General features: G+C 42.8%; 11 protein-coding genes and 6 pseudogenes. All 17 read right to left on the reverse strand.

Annotation, left to right across the window (positions count from 1 at the left end):
- A partial coding sequence (locus R1Y93_RS04015; RefSeq protein WP_500821715.1) for a GTPase occupies positions 1-549 on the reverse strand: 549 nt, incomplete at its 3' end.
- Positions 550-645: 96 nt separating this feature from the next.
- Positions 646-1,005, reverse strand: a complete 360-nt coding sequence (locus tag R1Y93_RS04020; RefSeq protein ID WP_500821716.1) for a hypothetical protein — start codon at positions 1,003-1,005, stop codon at positions 646-648.
- Positions 1,006-1,245: 240 nt separating this feature from the next.
- Positions 1,246-1,950, reverse strand: a complete 705-nt coding sequence (locus R1Y93_RS04025) for a metallophosphoesterase (protein ID WP_500821717.1) — start codon at positions 1,948-1,950, stop codon at positions 1,246-1,248.
- Between the two features lie 90 nt (positions 1,951-2,040).
- A complete protein-coding gene (locus tag R1Y93_RS04030) occupies positions 2,041-2,955 on the reverse strand; it encodes a hypothetical protein (protein ID WP_500821718.1) in 915 nt (304 codons plus the stop codon).
- A 361-nt stretch (positions 2,956-3,316) separates the two neighbouring features.
- Entirely contained in the window at positions 3,317-3,733 is a 417-nt protein-coding gene (locus R1Y93_RS04035) for a hypothetical protein (RefSeq protein WP_500821719.1), read from the reverse strand.
- Between the two features lie 152 nt (positions 3,734-3,885).
- A complete protein-coding gene (locus R1Y93_RS04040) occupies positions 3,886-4,599 on the reverse strand; it encodes a thiamine diphosphokinase (protein WP_500821720.1) in 714 nt (237 codons plus the stop codon).
- Between the two features lie 8 nt (positions 4,600-4,607).
- On the reverse strand, positions 4,608-5,279 hold the full coding sequence (gene rpe / locus R1Y93_RS04045) for a ribulose-phosphate 3-epimerase (protein ID WP_500821721.1): 672 nt from the start codon (positions 5,277-5,279) through the stop codon (positions 4,608-4,610).
- 75 nt (positions 5,280-5,354) lie between these two features.
- Positions 5,355-6,234: pseudogene (gene rsgA / locus R1Y93_RS04050) on the reverse strand (ribosome small subunit-dependent GTPase A).
- A gap of 3 nt (positions 6,235-6,237) precedes the next feature.
- Complete coding sequence (pknB, locus tag R1Y93_RS04055) at positions 6,238-8,463, reverse strand: Stk1 family PASTA domain-containing Ser/Thr kinase (RefSeq protein WP_500821722.1); 2,226 nt, start codon at positions 8,461-8,463, stop codon at positions 6,238-6,240.
- A complete protein-coding gene (locus tag R1Y93_RS04060; RefSeq protein ID WP_158421837.1) occupies positions 8,457-9,203 on the reverse strand; it encodes a Stp1/IreP family PP2C-type Ser/Thr phosphatase in 747 nt (248 codons plus the stop codon). Before R1Y93_RS04060 ends, pknB begins: the two co-directional genes overlap by 7 nt.
- A 1-nt stretch (position 9,204) precedes the next feature.
- A complete protein-coding gene (gene rlmN, locus R1Y93_RS04065) occupies positions 9,205-10,245 on the reverse strand; it encodes a dual-specificity RNA methyltransferase RlmN (protein WP_500821723.1) in 1,041 nt (346 codons plus the stop codon).
- A gap of 12 nt (positions 10,246-10,257) precedes the next feature.
- A pseudogene (gene rsmB / locus R1Y93_RS04070) lies at positions 10,258-11,608 on the reverse strand (16S rRNA (cytosine(967)-C(5))-methyltransferase RsmB).
- Positions 11,601-12,306: pseudogene (locus R1Y93_RS04075) on the reverse strand (zinc metallopeptidase). Before R1Y93_RS04075 ends, rsmB begins: the two co-directional pseudogenes overlap by 8 nt.
- A gap of 34 nt (positions 12,307-12,340) precedes the next feature.
- Positions 12,341-13,274, reverse strand: a pseudogene (gene fmt, locus R1Y93_RS04080) (methionyl-tRNA formyltransferase).
- Between the two features lies 1 nt (position 13,275).
- The gene (def, locus tag R1Y93_RS04085) at positions 13,276-13,752 is read right to left on the reverse strand and encodes a peptide deformylase (RefSeq protein ID WP_500821724.1); all 477 of its coding nucleotides are present in this window, start codon (positions 13,750-13,752) and stop codon (positions 13,276-13,278) included.
- A gap of 47 nt (positions 13,753-13,799) precedes the next feature.
- Positions 13,800-16,020 (reverse strand): annotated as a pseudogene (gene priA / locus R1Y93_RS04090) (replication restart helicase PriA).
- Positions 16,021-16,023: 3 nt separating this feature from the next.
- A pseudogene (locus R1Y93_RS04095) lies at positions 16,024-17,248 on the reverse strand (UDP-N-acetylmuramoyl-L-alanyl-D-glutamate--2,6-diaminopimelate ligase); the annotation flags it as partial.

The following is a 17,248-nucleotide window of genomic DNA, read 5'->3' on the forward strand; positions in this document are numbered from 1 at the left end:
CTCATTGTCCAGTTCCATGGTGATGGCCATCTTGCCGTCTTCCAGATGCTTCTTGATCTTCTGAAGGAAATCCAGCTCCTTTGCAGCTTCTTTATCCATACGTGCTGTCTTTGTAACCTTTGCGATCCTGCGCTCCAGGATCTCCAGATCAGAGAAGATCAGCTCCAGGTTGATGGTCTCAATGTCACGAAGCGGATCAATACTTCCATCTACGTGGATCACATTAGGATCTTCAAAGCAGCGTACCACATGTACGATGGCATCTACTTCACGGATATTGGCCAGGAACTGGTTGCCAAGGCCCTCTCCTTTGGATGCTCCCTTTACAAGGCCTGCGATATCCACAAATTCGATCACTGCAGGTGTTACCTTCTTGGAATGATAAAAATCTCCTAAAAGCTTCAATCTTTCATCCGGCACTGTTACAACTCCCACATTGGGGTCAATGGTACAGAATGGGTAGTTAGCAGATTCTGCCCCTGCTTTTGTCAGGGAATTAAACAATGTACTTTTGCCTACATTGGGCAGGCCTACGATTCCTAATTTCATTTTATCTTATTTCTCCTTATTTTTAGGGGCGTTTAACATTTATTCACGCCATTTTTATGCCATTATAACACAAAACCCGAAAATATCCTATATTATTTAATCTGCTTTCCACCCATCATCTAAATAACATTTATAATGCATGCTATTGTCATATATTATTCTGGGATATGATTTTAGTCCAAAAGCAATAATTATTTTATTCACATAACAAATTCCAATATTAGAGTTGATATAAACAAACTCTTTCCCAGATTTGTTTATTTCCACCCTTCCTCTTGGATAGTAATTGTATGGAGCTGTAGAATAAGAAATTTCCCTCCACAAATATTTATGAACATATGTATCTCCCGATTTTGCAACTGAATTTAAATATTTACCTTTTTCAAAAGGAATCGCCAACAGTTCATCACCTATAAGCCAAAATATTCCTTTGGTTGGTTTCATTATCTCCCCCATAATATATTTCTCAATTAAATTATAATGTCCTTCATACTGTTCTGTGCATAAAAACATTCCAGATATTTTTTCATTGTTTTACATTCCTCCAAAGAGCATTCAGTAAGGTAGTGATAATTTCCTGTCATCATCAAATTTTTCATTTAATGAAATGCTATTTTTCTGATATATCCAAAAAGATTTACCACATATCAGTATTCATATTAATGACACTCATTGACAGGTTAAAATTTTATGGGTTTATTTATGCCATTCATAAAATGCTTCTCCGGTTTCCAAACAGTAAGCACATAAACAATATCCTGTTACACATCCACAATCTATATCTATCAAATTATTCCTGCAATATATTTTTCCCGGAATTGCATCCGGAATTATGAACGTAGGTGTATGTCCTATAATATAAACAGTTTCCTGCGTCCAATCCTTCGTAAAATTAGGACGACCAAATAATATTTCTTCGGCCAAATAATTTAAATCTTTCTTTGCATCAAAATCGTGTGGCAAAGAATGAATCAAAACAATTTTCCTTCGATTCAAATACACAACTTCATATAATGGTATCTCTCCCAAATATTCCAGATAAAAATCCTGCTCTTCTCGTGAAAGATTTTTGAATTCATTTATTGTTGTATTCCCACCATCTCCCATCCATAAACTGTACTTCCTCAAAAAATCTCCAGTAAGAACAGAAGTAATATTATCTTCTTTGATATCCTGCATCAGTCTAGGTAATACACTCATCATGATAAACTCATGATTTCCTGCAACTGGATATATATTAGAATTGGAAGCCATTATTTTCAGCACGCCCATAGGATCCGGACCACGATCAACCATATCTCCTATAACATATAGCGTATCATTTATAGAAAAGTTAATTTTCTTAAGAAGAGCCTCAAATTCTCTACAGCATCCATGTATATCTGATATCACATAATTCATATTATTTTTCACCTATACAGTTTCTTGCCGACATTATCTTTAATAAAACAAATCCATATTCTTTATCAGTAAAAAGCTTGCCTGATTTGATCACTTCATCTCCGTAGACACATCCTCCTCCATTCCATTTTTCATTTGATCAGCCAGACTTTCCGCACTTACTCTCCAATAAGATGGATGGTTTATATGAACAAAACAAAACTTTTCATTCTTTAATTTTCCTTCAGATACTAAACATTTTGTCAACTTATCAAAATAAGCTTTTCCTCCACAAACAAATATTTTCACCCGTTTTTGTGAACCTGCCAGAAGTTCTATTTCTTTTAAAATATACTCACGGTAACGCTCAGCATAATTCAACACTGCACTTTCATCTGAATGATTAGTGCAACTATTTCCACCACGCTTATTCACATTCATAAAAGCAGCATATTCCAGAAAATTATCTTTTACTTTCTGAGAATCTTTCGATAGTTTCAAATATAAAGCTAACGCTTTTGGCAATTTATTAGAAATACCACTTCTAGATTTATTCTCTTTCCATTCTGAAATCCAAGGATTAACGTTTCCCTTATCTAAATATTCCTGATTAAATATTGGATAGCTGTGGCAGTCCATGCTCTTTTTAGCAGAATCATTTGCCTCTTTAAAAAGAAAAATATATTCATATCCATCTTTCGGCATTTTAAACCCTGACATGCAGCCATCCATATTAAATGCGTTTTTTAACACATTTTTCCATCGTTCTTTACTCTCTGCAGAATATGCTAATGAAGAATCTTCTTGAGCTAAAAGTTCTATAAAATGTGAAGAAATGCCAGCATCTCTGAGCGTACGTTTTAATTTTTTTTCCTGCTTCTTATCAAGTTCTACATTTTCCAAATTTTTATCTACATCTTCTTTTTGTTTTTCCTGCCAGATGGAAAATAATTCTTTCAGTTCTGTACATCTTTCAGTGCAGGTTTCGCATACTCCATATGCTGAATTCTCCTTCTTCAACTCCATAACAATCTCAAATAGTATAACTGCAGCAGTTTACATCTGCTGCAGTTATATGCATTTCTAACCATACTCAATGCCTCACCAGAATTCCAATGAGAGTTTTTTGCAAAGCAATTTGATATTATTCACAGAACACATTGAACATTGATAAATAAAATATAAAGCAATAACAAAATAAAGCCTAACGCTGAACATTTGTTCCTAAAAATTTTGTTTTTACTTTTTTGCCCTACATGGATTATTTCAATATATCTTTATCAACTCAATTAAATATCCACCTCAAACTCCACCAGCTGATTATACTTATCCAAAGCAAGTTGCATTTTTATAATCTTAGCAGATACTCTTTCATACTCCTGTTTGATCAATTCCAGATCATACAATTGATGTATTTATATTCTACAATATTGTTTTTGGAATAGTACATAGATGTTTCTCGAGTCTTAGGCAATTCCTTTCTCATCTGATCCAGAATCACTTTACGATTATTAAGCTGTGCCATACTGATCAAGATCATATCCACACTCATCTTACTATCTTCCACTGTAATCTGTGCCATCGCATTATTAAGATTGACAGCATGTTTTATTGTACATATTTTTTTATCAATTTCCGCAATAGTATCTGCAACCATTTTATAATCATATTCCGGAATAACAGGTTCTTCTCCATCAGCTGCTATATAGGTACAAGACGAAGCCTCTTTATTCATCCAAAACTGTTTATCCTCATCAAGACTTTTGAGTAACTTGTTGGCATATGCTGAAGTCATTTTTTTCATGTTATTTTCACCCTTCCATTACATACAGTTTGCTTTATATTCATACAATCGTAATGATATCACACACATGCCCTACGCAAAACGCAGGACCTAAAAATTAAATTATCAAAATAGCAACAACTCTCTGAGAATCGCTATATTTAACCCCCAACTTAGTCTCTTGTCATTAACATCAGCAAATTACCCCGGGAAAAGGTGATCCTCGCCTCCTGTTCCTTAATCTCATTGCTTACTGTAAGCCCGCTTTGGGCAAACCGCAGGTGATGATCATGCAGCGGATATTTAAAGCCTTCCAGAGTAAGCCCTGTCACATCTCCTCCTACAGAGAAAAAAGACACATACTTCCCATACTGCCTGTCTTTGTGAAGAACTGTGCCATTATCCACAAGGGTGATAAAGTTATTCACATCCGCCAGCCGGATATCCACGCCCCGTTCTTTGCCTGACAGAAGCAGCCCCAGATTGGCCATCACATGATCCAGCCTGGTACCTGTCCCTCCAAGGATCAGAATGTCCTTTGCTCCCTGAGAAATAGCCAAATTCACAGCTGACTGTGTATCAGAATCATCTTTTTCAGGCTTTAACCTGCGGATAGAAGTCTGTGGCAGTTTTTCCATGTATGCCTTTCCCTCCGGGGAAAGGCTGTCAAAATCTCCTACCACCAGATCCGGTGTTATGCCTGCTGTTATGAAAAATTCCAGGCCTTTATCTGCTGCGATCAGCTGCAACTCTTTACTGTCTTTACTGTGGGAAGTGCTTTTCTGTGCTGATGTTTTTCTGTTTGTTTCTTTTTTCAGCTTTTTTAAAAAATCGAGGGCAAAATCGACCTGGATATTGCCCCCGCTAACTACTACTGTATCAATCATATGCTTCCTTATTCCAGTGTATCTGCTATTTCATGGATCTTATTCTGGATATGCCTTACATTCTTTGCAATGTCGTCCTTGAACACCCAGGAACCGGCCACAAAAAGATTAGCTCCGGCCTTCATTACAGTCGCAAGGGTATCCTCATTGATTCCTCCGTCTACCTGAATATCCACATCCAGTCCTTCATGGTCGATCAGTTCCCTAAGCTCCTGGATCTTCTCTGTACACTCATCTATATACTTCTGTCCCCCAAAACCTGGCTGAACAGTCATAACAAGTACCATGTCAACATCCTCAAGCATATGGCTGATATCATTTACCGGAGTAGCCGGTTTGATAGATATGCCTGCCTTTACGCCTGCATCATGGATTAATTCAATGGTACGTTCCAAATCCTCACATGCCTCCGCATGTACAGTAATGGAATCAGCACCACAGTCTACAAAATCCTGAATATAACGACCCGGCTCTGTAACCATCAGATGCACATCAAAGAACATACCGGATTCCTTGCGGATAGATTTGATCACCGGCATTCCAAAGGAAATACTTGGCACAAAATCGCCGTCCATAACATCAATATGAAGCCATTTTACTCCCTCGTTTTCCAAGATTTTAATCTGTTCGCCCAGGCGGTTAAAATCCGCAGATAAAATAGACGGACACAACTGATACATAGTTTTAATAATCCTCCTTATATTCCGCTTAATATTTATATTTTTTTAGTATTTACACTTATCTTTGTATTTCGTTTAATATTTACGCTTGTCTTTTAATTCCTGATATAATACCAGATAATCCTCATACCGCTGCTTACTGATCTTATGATCCTCCAATGCCTGCTTAACCTGGCAGTCCGGCTCATGGATATGTCGGCATCCCTGAAAACGGCATTGCTGTGCATACCTGGTAAATTCCTGGGAAATAATCCTTCAGCTGATCTTCTTCCATATCGGTCAGGTATAAAGAAGAAAATCCAGGCGTATCCACCAGGAAGGTATCCTTTCCTACAGGGATCACCTGGGAATGTCGGGTAGTATGACGTCCCCGTTTCAGCTTGCGGCTGATCTCGCCAGTCTCCATACAAATCTCATCCTGAAGCCTGTTAGTCAGTGAAGACTTTCCAACTCCTGACGGCCCGGCCACAACAGTGGTCTTATCCTGCAGTACCTTACGGATCTGATCTACTCCGATACCATCTTTGATACTGGCAGGAATCACCTGATATCCACAATCCTCATAAATTCTGCACAGTCTTTGCTGTTCTTCTGGTTCTGCAAGATCTCCTTTGTTAAAACAGATTACAGAAGGAACATCCTGCTGCTCCATCATGATCAGAAATCTGTCAAGAAGAAGAAAATTGGGCTTAGGGCTTTCCATGGCAAATATCACCATTGCCTGATCCACATTGGCTACCGCCGGACGGATCAGCGAATTCTTCCTTGGAAGAATCGCTGTTATATTTCCGGTCTTTTCCTTATGATCCAGAATACTGATCTGTACATCATCCCCTACCAGGGGCTTCTGATTATCTTTACGGAAAATTCCTTTAGCCTTGCACTCATAGGTTTCTCCGTCTTCTGCATAAATATAGTAAAAGCCTGCAATTCCTTTTATGATCTTTCCCTGCATGGATTATTCAGCCTTTTCAAAAGTGATAGGATAATGTCCCAGTTCCTGATAGCTTCCGTCCACTTCCTCTGACAGATAAAGCGTACCTTCGCTCACACCAGGTGCACCTGTAATATCCAGCTGATATGGGAAAGTGATCTTCTGTCCCTCTACGATCACGGAAGCAGTAGGTACTCCTCCTACCTCCTGTACAAGTTCCAAACGGACAGAACCGCCATTATAACCAGTAGGGGTATTCAGTCTCTGTGTACATTTCCATACTTCTCCTGCAGCTGCCGCCTGGCTGGCTGTATCATTGCTTGATGATGCAGTGTCTGATGTACTGTTATCTGCAGAAGCTACACTGTCTGTAGATGTATCTGCCTGTGCGCCAGGCTCCTGGTCACCTGTACTGATGGTAATAGTCATTGGCTGATCCGGATCTGCTGCCTCACCGCCAACCGGATCCTGAGAAATAACTTCCCCGGCTGCCACATCTGTGCTCTTCTGCTCATTTATTGTGATATTGATAAACTTACCAAGAGTTGTAAGTGCATCATTCTTCTGCATGCCCACTACATACGGAACTTCTGCACTGTCACCGAAATCCAGTCCACGGCTTACATACAATGTCACACTGTCACCGGACTTGGCATCTGTGCCTGAAGAAGGCTCTGTATACATGGAGTATCCAGGATCTACCTGCGGATAGCTTCCTGTGTCATCTGCTTCACTATATACCTTCTGTACCTGCACTACCAGTCCCAGATCCTCCAGCTGCTGCTGTGCATCAATCCCTGTAGTACCGGATACATCCGGGATACTTACATCCTGTGTTCCCTTGCTGATATAATATTTAATCGTTGTATTCTGGTCTACCATTGTTCCAGGATCCAGATCCTGTGAAGAGATCCGTCCCTTTTCCTGTGTAGACGCTTCTTCTCCCATAGATTGAAGGCCAAGATGCAGATCAGAAACAAGAGTCTTCGCCTCATCTTCTGTCTTGCCTTTCAGATCCGGAACTGCTACCTGCCCCTCATCTGCCGGTGCTTCCGTAACCTGTACTTCCTGCTGCTGGTCTGTATTGTCGCTGCCGCCAATAAGCCCTGCTGCACGGCCAATGAAAATGATCAGAACTACAAGAAGGGCTGCGCCAAAGATCAGTGCCAGGATCGTAATGATCAGTCCGCTGTTTCTCTGTTTCTTCCTTCTTCGTGCCCTTTCGCGCTCCCGCTCCCTTTCTCTCTCCCGCTCCCTGCGGCTTACCGGTTCATCCGGCTCATCATAATCTGTTTCATTGATCTCTTTTTCCAGTTCTTCAATATCTGTCTTCTGCTTTGGTGTATGCTTGATCTCACCCAGCTCTTTGTCAGAAATCACAACGGTTTTGGCATCATTATCCACAGATGTAAGCTTCACAAAGTCCCCCTGTGGATCGATAAGGGAATGCTTCAGGTCTGCGATCACATCTTCCATTTTCTGGTAACGGCGGTCTACACTCTTCTGTGTGCATTTAAAGATGATCTGCTCCAGGCTGTAAGGAAGATCCGGTGTATATACACTGGGCGGAACCATTTCCTCCTGAAGATGCTTGATAGCAATGGCAACTGTAGTGTCCCCGTCAAACGGAACCCTGCCTGTAACCATTTCATACAGGGTAATACCAAGTGAATAAATATCACTTTTCTCATCACTGTATCCACCACGTACCTGCTCAGGAGAGCTGTAATGTACAGACCCCATCACATTGGAACTGATGGTATTGGATGATGCAGCCCGTGCAATACCGAAATCCGTAACCTTTACCTTTCCGTCTGTGGAAATCATAATATTCTGAGGCTTAACATCCCTGTGCACAACACCATGGCTGTGTGCTGCCTCCAGTCCCATGGATACCTGAATAGCAATACTGGTAGCTTCCTTTACGGAAAGCTTGCCTTTCTTGGAAATATACTCTTTCAGAGTGATTCCCTCGATCAGTTCCATGACAATATAATATATCCCATCGTCTTCCCCAACATCAAATACATTTACAATGTTAGGATGTGTAAGCCCTGCTGCTGCCTGGGCTTCACTTCTGAACTTTTTAACAAAGGTTGCATCTTCACGGAATTCCGGTTTCAGAACCTTCACTCCCACATAGCGGTTCAGCTTATGATCCTTTGCCTTATAGACATCCGCCATTCCGCCGGTACCGATTTTTCCTACTATCTCATAGCGTTCTGCTATAATCATACCTGTCTTTAACATGTTTCCACCTCATTCGTGAATGGTTCTATCAATATAACTGCAATATTATCCTTGCCGCCATTCTGGTTTGCTTCCCGTATCAGTGTATCCCCTTTCCAGGTAATATCCTTATCCGGGTTTGTTATGATCTCTTCCATCTTACGATCTTCAACCATATTGCTCAGACCATCGGAACACATCAGAATCGTGTTCCCCGGCTCCAGCTTCAGGTCAAAAAAATCAACATCTACAGTCTTTTCTGCACCAAGCGCCCTTGTGATAATATTCTTATCCGGATGGTTGCGTGCCTCTTCTGCATTGATCTCTCCAAGCCTTACCATCTCCTGTACAAGGGAATGGTCTCTTGTCACCTGACGAATCTGTCCCTGTACAACGTAAAGTCTGCTGTCTCCTACATTTGCCACATAAGCATAATTCCCTACAATGGTGGCAACTACCATGGTAGTCCCCATCCCACGAAGTCCTTCATCTCTCTGCGCCTGATCAATAATTTCTGTATTGGCAGCTTCAATCGCATGACGGATCACCTTAATGGGATTAAAATCCGCATCTGCCTGAATCTGGGACACCAGAGTCTGTACTGCATGTGCAGATGCATAATCTCCTGCATTGTGTCCGCCCATGCCATCGGCAACAGCAAAAAGATTAGGGAGATTTCCGACCGGCTCCTGGGAAACAAACACATAGTCCTGGTTCATCTTCCGCTTCTGCCCAACATCAGTCGCTGAATATATCCTCATTCTACTTCTCGCTTTCTGTTTTCTCCATATAGCTTTTTCTTAATTGCCCACAGGCACCGTCAATATCGCTGCCCATTTCCCTTCTAATAGTAACATTAATTCCATATTTTTCAAGTTTTATTTTGAAATTCTCCACTGCCTGGTGGGTGGAACGCCGATAAGAACGTTCCTTAACCGGATTAACAGGAATCAGATTTACATGGCAGTTCATGTCCTTGATCCTGCCTGCCAGCTGAGCTGCATCTTCATCCCCGTCGTTCACTCCGGCAACCAGACTGTACTCAAAGGTGATCCTTCGGCCTGTTTTTTCAAAATAATTCCTGCATGCATCTAATACCTGTTCCATAGTATAGCGTTGGGCTATAGGCATTAGTTCCTGTCTTTTTTCATCATTCGGTGCATGAAGTGACAGGGCAAGAGTCATCTGCAGCTTTTCTTCTGCCAATTCATACATTCTGGGAACAATCCCACATGTGGAAACAGTAAGATTCCTCTGGCTGATATGAAGTCCACCTTCTTCTGTAAGAATATGGATAAATCTAAGAAGATTCTCATAATTATCCAGTGGTTCTCCAGTTCCCATCACTACCACATTGGAAACCCGCTCTCCTGTCACTGTCTGAATCCGGTAAATCTGGTCCAGCATCTCTGAAGGCAGAAGATTTCTGGTCCAGCCTCCTATGGTAGAAGCACAGAACCTGCACCCCATTTTGCAGCCCACCTGGGAGCTGATGCATACTGAATTGCCATGCTTGTACTTCATCAACACGCTCTCGATCACATTACCATCGGACAGTCTGAAAAGATATTTCCTGGTACCATCAATGGCCGAAATCTGCTGATCTACCATTTCCAAAACGGTTATGGGATAATCAGACAATTTTGCCTTCAGGCTTTCAGGCAGATTTCCGGCCTCATCCCAGGACGTGATCAGATGCTCATGCAACCAGCTGTAGATCTGCTTGGCCCGAAAAGGCTTCTCCTTTAGCTGCACCATCAGATCCTTTAACTCCTCTATGCTCATCGACTTAATGTCTGTCATACTCTTTTTCCTTTATTTTCTTCTGAATTTTGCAATAAAGAATCCATCTGTCTTATGTACTCCCGGTAAAAGCTGAAGATATCCAAGTGCTGTTGTCTCGGAATGCAGCTCCTTTGGCAGGCATGGATCCAGACTTTCCAGTTTAAACGGATAGTTTTGCAAAAACCACATCATATTTTCTTCATTTTCTTCTTTTGCAATGGTACAGGTACTAAAGATCAAAGTACCTCTGGGCTTCACATAATTAGCTGCCCGATCAAGGATGGTTCGTTGAAGGATCACGATCTCCTCCTGTTTCTGCGGTGTTACACGATATTTGATATCCGGCTTCTTCCCGATCACTCCATATCCTGAGCAGGGAACATCGGCAAGCACAATATCTGCAAGCAGCTCAGATTCCTGGTCGAAAATCGTAGCATCCTGCACCTTTGCCTGTACATTAATAGAATTGGTGCGTCGGATATTTTCTTCGATCAAATTCACCTTGTACTGACTCACATCCCTGGCATCAACAGTGCCAAAGCCTTCCATCTTATCTCCTACATGCAGGCTTTTTCCACCTGGTGCAGCACATACGTCAATCACATAATCCCCTTTTTGCGGATCAGCGGCCTCTGCAACCAGCATGGAACTTACATCCTGTACCAGGATCTTCCCGTTAATAAATGCATCCAGTGCCAGGATATGGTCAAACCCTGAGATATGGCAGGCATAAGGCAGGTAGGGGGCAGGTTCTACCTTCTACTCCCTGATCAGTCAGGCTTTTCACAATAGCCTCCTGAGAATTCAAATATGTACGGCAGCGTACAGTCAAAGGCTTTTCTTCAAGAAAATCTTTAAGGATCTTCTCTGTGGTCTCCTCACCATAAGCCTCCAGCCAGCGTTCAACCAGCTGTTCTGGCATGGAATATTCAACAGACAGGCTTCTTACCAGATTCTCTTCCCTGGAAGGGAATCTCACCTGATCCATCTCTCTTGCAATGGTACGAAGCACTCCATTCACAAAAGGCTTCAAATTATAAAAGCCTTTTCTCTGGGTCAGCTTTACTGCTTCGTTGCATACTGCACTATCCGGAACACTGTCCATATACCGCAGCTGATATACGGCGCTGCGAAGGATTTCCCGGATAGGCGGTTTCATTTTGTCTACTGTTACTTTTGAAAAAGAATCCAGAATATAATCAATCTGGATCCTGTATTCCAAAGTTCCCTCGCAAACTCTTGTGATAAAGGCCCGCTCCTGTCTTGGCAGAAACTGATATTTGGAAAGGGCGCTGCGGATAGCAATATGACTGTGCTCTCCTTCCTCGATCTGAAGCAGGATCTCCAGGATCATCTCTCTTGGGTTAATTCCATTAGTCACGATCTCTACCTCCGGCAAGAATAATCAATCTTAACAGCTGGAGAATGGATGAAGCCAACGCTGCCACATAAGTCAAAGCCGCTGCTGTCAGTACCCTTCTGGCCCCCGAGATTCTCTTCTGTGCTCAAAATCCCTGTGCTTTCCAACAGCCTGAGAGCCCTGGAGGATGCATTAAACTCTACAGGCAGAGTCACAAGCTGAAACAAAACTGCCAGTGAAAAAAGGACAATCCCCAGCATCAGCAGGGAACGCATGGAAAAAATCAGTCCTGCCAGGAAAATCGGCCATGAAAGACTGGAACCTAGGTTTGCCACCGGAACAATCGCTGAACGGATATTCAGTGGTGCATAATTCACTGCATGCTGAATCGCATGCCCACATTCATGAGCAGCCACACATACAGATGCCACAGATGTCTGTCCATACACATCCTGTGATAAAGATACTGTCTTAGTCCTTGGATCATAATGATCTGTCAGACTGCCCTGGACAGGTACGATCTTCACATCATAAATCCCGGCTGCAGCCAGGATCCGCTCTGCAGTCTGTGCACCAGTCAGGCCGGAATCACTTCTCACACGACGATATTTTGAAAAAGTGCTTTTCATCCTCGTAGAAGCGATCAGCGAGATCACAAGTCCAATTATCAGTAAAATATACGTAGGGTCAAAATAAAATCCATAAGGATATCCGTACATAAGCCTTCAGCTCCTCTCATCAAGCACATCTGCTTTAACCTAACAGGGTTCCCTTTTCTATTTTATAGCCTCGAAGGAATGAAGCTGTATCCATCCGTTTCTTTCCTTCCAGCTGCACTTCTGTAAGTACCAGTGTACCTTCTCCACAGGCCACGAAAATACCGCCTTCCTGTGCCTGAAGTACAGTTCCCGGTGCTGCTCCCTGATTGTCATCTTCTGTTTTGCATTTCCAGATTTTTAATGTTTTTCCGTTCACAAAGGTATAAGCACTGGGCCATGGATTTAACCCACGTACCAGCCTTTCCAGCTCTGCTGCAGATTTGTGAAAATCGATTCTCCCCATTTGTTTGGTGATCATCCCGGCATAAGGGGTGGGGACTTTCTTCCGGCTGTTTCTCATAGACAGCTGTTCCATCCAGAATATGCGGCACAGTTCTGAGCAAAAGATCTGCTCCCGCATCTGCCAGCTTATCAAAAAGGCTTCCCCCTGTATCCTCATCTGTAATAGGAACCACCACCTTTGCGATCATATCTCCTGTGTCCAATCCGGCTTCCATACGCATAATGGTAACACCAGACTCTTTCTCACCGTCAATAATTGCCTGCTGAATCGGTGCTGCTCCTCTGTATTTTGGAAGAAGGGAGGCATGAATATTAATACATCCATATTTGGGCAGATCCAGGATACTCTTGGGAATGATCTGCCCGAAAGCAGCCACTACGATCATATCCGGTGCGATCTGCTGGAGAAGTTCTACAAAACTCTGTTCCCTTACCTTTACTGGCTGATATACTGTCAGTCCATGCTTTAATGCTTCTTCTTTTACAGGTGTAGGAACCAGGTTCTTGCTTCTTCCTTTAGCCTTATCCGGCTGTGTTACTACTGCTGCCACTTCATATCCGGCTTCTGCAAGTGCCCGTAAAGGCTTTACTGCAAAATCCGGAGTTCCCATATAAACAATCTTCATATCAATCCTCATCCTCATCATAAGTTGTACGGTGAAGTTCTCCTTCTACCAAACGGGTATACATCAGTCCATCCAGATGGTCGAGCTCATGGCAAAATGCTCTGGCAAGAAGTCCTTCCCCTTCATATTCTATCTCATTCAGTTCTTCGTCCTGGGCTTTCACTTTCACATATTCTGGTCTTGTGACCTGACCAGCCATACCAGGTACACTTAAGCAGCCCTCATCACCAGTCTGCTCACCGGATGCTTCAACAATCTCCGGGTTGATCAGCACGATAGGCCCCTCTCCTACATCGATTACCACGATCCTTTTCAGGATACCCACCTGAGGTGCTGCCAGACCAACTCCCTGTGCATCATACATTGTGTCCAGCATATCCTCAATAAGCTCCAGGATCCTTGGTGTGATCTTGTCTACAGGTCTGCATTTCTTTGTTAAAACAGAATCTCCCTCTATTCTGATTGTTCTAAGTGCCATTACTATTCTTCCTTTCCTGCTGATTATTATATCCCGGATCATTCCGGTTATGAAAAATCAAATTGTATATATATTTTTCCGGAAACCTGAATTAATCTCCATGTACCGTTCCAGTTTTTCCCGAAGTGCGATCAGTACCCTGCTGTCCTGATGCTTCAAATAAATCACCTTTTTGTACATATCTTTGACTTTTCCCACAGATTGGGGGGCTGGTCCGATCATGTGAAGCTTTGCATCCGTACAGATTCTACGTATAAAAAGTGCCGTATAATGCATGGCCTGGTTAAGTAATTCTTCCTGTTCACATGCGCCTAGCACTGCCATCATATGAGCTGCCGGCGGATAATCCAAAAGCATCCTGTAACCCATTTCTTCCTGATAAAAAGCAGGATAATCCTGAACAGCTGCTGCCTGTATACTGTAGTGGTCCGGATTGTAGGTCTGGATCAGTGCAGTTCCTGGCTGAAGTCCTCTGCCGGAACGACCAACTGCCTGTGTAAGCAGCTGGAACGTCCGCTCACCGCACCGGTAATCTGAACCATTCAGTGACATATCTGCAGCCAGCACTCCTACAAGCGTAACATCAGGAAAATCATGCCCCTTTACGATCATCTGGGTTCCCACCAGAATATCTGCCTTATGGGCTGAAAATGAAGCCAGGATCTGTTCATAGCTTCCCTTATTTCTTGTAGTATCATAATCCATCCGCAGTACAGATGCCTCTGGAAACTCCTTTTGGAGAATCTGCTGAATCTGCTGTGTACCAGCTTTAAATCCTCCAATATAAGGAGAGCCACACACCGGACAGACCTGGGGTTTTCTGATTTCATATCCACAGTAATGACAGATCAGTCTTTCTCCCTGATGCTCTGAAAGTGATACATCACAGTGTGGACATTTCATTACGTGACCGCAGGATCTGCAGCTGACAAATCCGGCATATCCTCTGCGGTTTAAAAAAAGCATTGCCTGCTTATTCTCTTCCAGACACTTTTCTAATGCTTGCTTCAGACTGCGGCTTAGGGCTGACCGGTTCCCTGCTTTCAGTTCTCCCCTCATATCTATAATGGACACCTTAGGCAGTGGTCTGTCCGCATACCTTTCATTTAAGGTGACCAGAAGATATTCTCCCTCCTGTGCTTTCTTGTATGCTTCCAAAGAAGGAGTGGCAGAACCAAGGATCACATGGGCATTTTCCAGTTCTCCTCTTTTTACTGCTGTCTCCCTGGTATGATATCTGGGCGTATTCTCACTTTTGTAGGTAGGTTCATGCTCCTCGTCCATAATGATCAGTCCTAAATTTGGAAAAGGTGTAAAAAGAGCTGATCTGGGTCCTACCATGATCTGGATCTCACCTTTTTTGGCCCTTTTGAACTGATCATACCGCTCTCCCTGGGAAAGCCTGGAATTCAGGACAGATACCTTATCTCCAAATATGGAGCAGAATCTGTGTACTGTCTGATAGGTAAGTGCAATCTCTGGGATCAGTACAATCGCCTGTTTTCCCTCTTTGATCATCTGTTGGATCAGCTCTATATATACAAGCGTTTTCCCACTGCCTGTTATTCCGTAAAGCAAAACAGTCCTTGAGTTGTCAGACTCCCACTCCCTGCGTATTTTACATACAGCCTGCTTCTGTGCATCCGTAAGCTGTACTTTTCCAGTCAGGGGGATCTTCCTGATATCTACAGGCTTTCTCAGGATCTCCTCCTGTCGTATTTCAAGAATCTTATTATCCTGAAAATATTTCAAAACTGAAGCAGATGCTCCCAGATCTTTTGCAGCCTCAGAAGCGGGTATCACTTTTCTTTCCAGAATCGCAGCAAGCAGCCGTGTTCTGGCCTTATATCTGGTGCCTGAAAGCTGATCAAGAAGTTTTTTCCCTTCTTCTGCTTCGATGGTGAGTACCAGATATCTTTTTTCTTTTGCTTTTACTTTGTTCTGAATGGGCAATACTGTCCGCAGAGCCTGGATCATGGTAGATCCATATCTCTGTCTCATCCAGGCTGCAAGTGCGATCAAGCGGCTTTCTGTTGTTTCTTCATCACTTAACAGTGCCTGGATCTCCTTGATCTTTCCCCCTTGAAAGTCAGCTTCTCCCGAAAGGCCTGTAACATATCCTTTCCGAAGCTTGTTTCCATTTCCAAAGGGAACAGAAACTACCATTCCTGTCTGTATCTGCCCTTCCATTTCTTCCGGCACACGATAAAGAAACGTCCGATCCAGCTTTTCATGGGAAATATCAATGATAACATCTGCATAAATCATATTCTATCTGTTCTTTTCCTTGTCTTCTTCAAGGATCTCCCAGATCAGAACCCTTTCGTCCATAGGATACTTTTTCCCCTTTGATCTCCTGATAATCCTCATGGCCTTTCCCTGCAAGGATCACAATATCTCCAGGCTCTCCGTGATGAATGGCGTAGGCAATGGCTTCCTTACGGTCAATGATCTCCACATACTTCCCATTGGTTTTGGAAATCCCTACCTTAATATCGTCAATGATCGCCTGGGGATCCTCATCTCTGGGATTGTCTGAAGTAATAATGGTAAGATCTGCCAGATTGCCGGACACTTCTCCCATTTCATAACGACGGAGTTTAGAACGATTACCGCCGCATCCAAATAAGCAAACCAGTCTGTGGGGATGATATTCCCTCAGTGTAGTGAGAAGACTCTCCAAAGCCATGGCATTGTGTGCATAATCGATCATAAGGGTAAATTCATCGGACACCTTAACCATTTCGATCCTGCCTTTTACTTTTGCCACCTTCAGGGCTTTCAGGATGTTCTCTTCTGATACATTAAAATGACGGCAGATTGCTATGGCTGTCAGTGAATTATAAATGCTGAATTTGCCTGGGATATCAATCTCCACCGGAAAATCCAGAAGCCCTGTCAGGTGATAGGAAATACCCAGGTAGCCTTTCCCGCCAACAAGCTTCGCATCTTCTGCACGAAGGTCTGCCTCTTTTGAGAATCCATAAGTTTCCAGTTTACAGGTATGTCCTTCAACGATCCTGTCAAAATGCTCATCGTCCCTGTTTACGATTCCTACCACACACTGTTTCAAAAGCATGGCCTTGCATGCCAGATAATGGTCAAAATCCTTATGTTCATTAGGTCCGATATGATCTGGTTCAATATTGGTAAATATACCAAAATCAAATACAAATCCCTGTGTCCGATGAAGCATCAGACCCTGGGAGGACACCTCCATCACCACGCAATCGCAGCCTGCTTCCACCATCTGGTGGAAATAATCCTGGATCACATAAGATTCCGGCGTAGTATTGGCAGCTGGAATCACCTTATCTCCGATGATTGCTTCAATAGTACCGATCAGACCTACTTTGTAGCCTGCATTTTCAAGAATAGACTTTACCATATATGTAGTAGTAGTCTTTCCTTTAGTACCGGTAATCCCAATGGTTTTCAGTTTTCTGGCAGGATGCCCAAACCAGGCAGCTGATATAAATGCCATGGCATATCTTGT

The organism is Blautia sp. HA3515, from assembly GCF_059933065.1.